This window comes from Nocardiopsis chromatogenes YIM 90109 (assembly GCF_000341185.1).
In the GTDB taxonomy this organism is placed as follows: domain Bacteria; phylum Actinomycetota; class Actinomycetes; order Streptosporangiales; family Streptosporangiaceae; genus Nocardiopsis_A; species Nocardiopsis_A chromatogenes.
Window position 1 is genome coordinate 1 of sequence record NZ_ANBH01000095.1, and the last position, 2,084, is coordinate 2,084.

Below are 2,084 nucleotides of genomic sequence, written 5' to 3' on the forward strand. Positions count from 1 at the left end.
ATCGGCGGCGCGGCCGTGCTGGGGGGCGTCCCCGCGCCGGAGCAGCAGCGGTCCCAGGACACGGCCACCGCCGCCGTCCCCAGGGCGCCCCGGGAACCGGTGCAGGACCCGCCCCAGCCGCTGGAGGAGCCGGACCCGGGGCCCACCGTCGCGCCCGCCCCCGCACAGCAGGACGAGGACGACACCGCCGAGGAGACCGAGGACGAGCCGGAGGGCGAACGGGAGGACGAGCGCGGCGGCGGCGGAGGAGGAGACGACGACGTCTCGCTGCGGGAGCGCGGCGACGACATCGGTCCGGGCGCGCAGTCGGCGCGCCTGATGAACGCCGGGACGGGCGCCTGCGTCGTGCCGGAGGGCGGGCGTGTGGTCGTCGGGGACTGCAGCGGGGACGAGGACGAGGTGTGGGAGACGTTCGCCCCCGCCGCCGGGGACGACCGCACCTGGCTGCGCAACGTCGGGACCGGCGGGGGGCGCCGNGGGCGACGCGGTCAGCCACGAGCCCTGCCGTGCGGACCGGGAAGGGCAGATGTTCCGCTTCCTCATGCACCCGGACGGCAGCTACTACCTGGTCACCGACGCGGCGGGGCCGCAAGGGGGCGACTTCCAGCTCGGTGTGGAGGAGTGGAGCCGGTTCGCCCCGCCGCCGGAGGAGGGCGAGCCGCTGGTGACGATCTACAACTACTACGACGCCTCCCGTCTGCGATTCCTCGCCGCGGCCGAGTGACGGCCGACGTGTGGTTCCGCGGGTGGCGGGAGGCGCCTCCGGAAAATGAGGTAACGAAGCGATAAACCTGCGGGACGCCGGGACCCGTGGGGACTCATTGAGGGGTGACCGCCGCGGCGGCGGTAACCCCGCTCGATCGCCGCCGCGGTGGTCGCCTGTCCGCCGCACGGCGCCCCGGTGTCCTGCCCGCCCGGCGATCACGCCCCGAACCCGTGTGGGTCCCGTGGTGCGTCCCGCGTCACAATGGCGGGCATGGGCATCCCTCCCGGCTTGGACCACATCGTGTACGCCGCTCCGGACCTCCCCTCGGCGGGGGACGCGTTCGCCCGCCTCACCGGGGTCGAACCCGCCGTGGGCGGGTCGCACCCGGGGTGGGGGACCCGCAACCTCCTCGTCGGGATCGGGCACGGCGCCTACCTGGAGCTGGTCGGGCCCGACCCGTCCCAGATCCCGCCCGCCGGGCCGCGGCCGTTCCGCGTCGACGGCCTCTCCGGCCCCGGCGCCGTCACCTGGGCCGTGCGCCGGGACGGCCTGGCCGACCACGCGCGCCGCGCGCGCAGCGCCGGGTACGACCCGGGCCGCGTCCTGGCCATGAGCCGGAACCGCCCCGACGGCACCCTCCTGAGCTGGACCCTCACCGACCCGCTGGGCGCCCACCCCTCCGGCGCGGTCCCCTTCCTCATCGACTGGGGAAGCACTCCGCACCCGACGGCCTCGGCGATCCCGGAGGTGCGCCTGGCGGGCATGCGCGTGCAGGCCCCTGACCCCGGTGCGGTCGCCGGGCCGCTGGACGCGGTCGGCGCCGGGGTCCGCGCCGAGCCCGGCCCTGCCGGACTCGTCGTCGTCCTGGACACCCCGAACGGCCGTGTCGAACTCGGCCCCCCGCCCGCGGTGTCCGGGACGGGTTGACCGGAGCGGCCGCCGTCCGGTTGCGGGTCCGATCCCATCGGATCACCACTCGGTTACAGGGGCATCCGTGCACTGTCCGGAGAACGCAGGATGTCGGATGACGGGCCATTGCGCGCCGATCGTCGTGGTTCGCGGCTTTGGGGTGGAATGGTCTCCGGTGCCCGTGGGCCGCGGCCCTCCGAGTCGACGGCGGCGCGGCGATTCCCCCCGATATCCCCCCGATGGAGTGAGGCCGATATGACCTTCGTGCTCTTCGTCCTGCCCGTGCTCATCCTCGGCGCGGCGGTGGCCGCCTATGTCTTCATGGGCCGACGGGACGGGGCCGCCGTGCAGGGGCCGGGTTCTCCGGACCCCACGCGGGACGGCGGCGCGGACGAGGGGGGCGAGGGGAAGGCCGCGGACGGCCGCACGGAGTGATCGGGGCGGTGGCCCGCCGACCGGTCGGCGGGCC

At 75.9% G+C, this 2,084-nt stretch carries 3 protein-coding genes; all 3 read left to right on the plus strand.

All coding sequences use genetic code 11. The features are described from left to right. The first annotated feature begins 526 nt into the window (after nucleotides 1–526). The 3 genes from D476_RS0109355 (at nucleotide 527) to D476_RS0109365 (ending at nucleotide 2,050) form a co-directional block, all read left to right on the plus strand. Nucleotides 527–724 (plus strand): hypothetical protein, encoded by a 198-nt coding sequence (locus D476_RS0109355; RefSeq protein WP_152529292.1) that lies wholly within the window; start codon nucleotides 527–529, stop codon nucleotides 722–724. A 252-nt stretch (nucleotides 725–976) separates the two neighbouring features. Beyond that, nucleotides 977–1,633 (plus strand): VOC family protein, encoded by a 657-nt coding sequence (locus D476_RS0109360; protein ID WP_040725796.1) that lies wholly within the window; start codon nucleotides 977–979, stop codon nucleotides 1,631–1,633. A gap of 237 nt (nucleotides 1,634–1,870) precedes the next feature. Next, nucleotides 1,871–2,050 (plus strand): hypothetical protein, encoded by a 180-nt coding sequence (locus D476_RS0109365; RefSeq protein ID WP_017623688.1) that lies wholly within the window; start codon nucleotides 1,871–1,873, stop codon nucleotides 2,048–2,050. Nucleotides 2,051–2,084 lie beyond the last annotated feature (34 nt).

Bases quoted from the DNA above. Each gene is read 5' to 3' on its own strand.
- D476_RS0109365 (WP_017623688.1), top strand. From the start codon at position 1,871: ATGACCTTCGTGCTCTTCGTCCTGCCCGTGCTCATCCTCGGCGCGGCG.
- D476_RS0109360 (WP_040725796.1), top strand. From the start codon at position 977: ATGGGCATCCCTCCCGGCTTGGACCACATCGTGTACGCCGCTCCGGAC.
- D476_RS0109355 (WP_152529292.1), top strand. From the start codon at position 527: ATGTTCCGCTTCCTCATGCACCCGGACGGCAGCTACTACCTGGTCACC.